At 64.3% G+C, this 266-nt stretch carries 1 protein-coding gene; it reads right to left on the minus strand.

Annotated elements, in window-relative coordinates:
* The coding region (locus tag ACLJNW_RS25660) for a DUF3492 domain-containing protein (RefSeq protein WP_410961433.1) at nucleotides 1–266 on the minus strand (266 nt) is incomplete at both ends.

The raw sequence follows: 266 nt of genomic DNA on the forward strand, positions 1-266 counted from the left end.
GTGCAATAGCGCTCGTAGCCTGCGGTGATCGCCTCCCAACTGGCCTTGCTGTGGAGAAAGTCCTCGCGGCCGATGCGGCCCTCGGCGAGCAGGTCGAGCAGCGCGTCGCCCTCCTCCACGTCCGGCGTCTCCGGGTAGTGGAAGAAACGGTGCAGATCGCGCAACGCCTTTTCGGTCTCGCTACTGCCCTGTCGCGTCTGCGGGTTCGGCGAACTCCAGGCGGTTTCCAGGAAGTGTTCCTCGATGTGCAGCACATTGTCCGGGAT

Source organism: Salmonella sp. SAL4457 (genome assembly GCF_046548235.1).
In the GTDB taxonomy this organism is placed as follows: domain Bacteria; phylum Pseudomonadota; class Gammaproteobacteria; order Enterobacterales; family Enterobacteriaceae; genus Salmonella; species Salmonella enterica.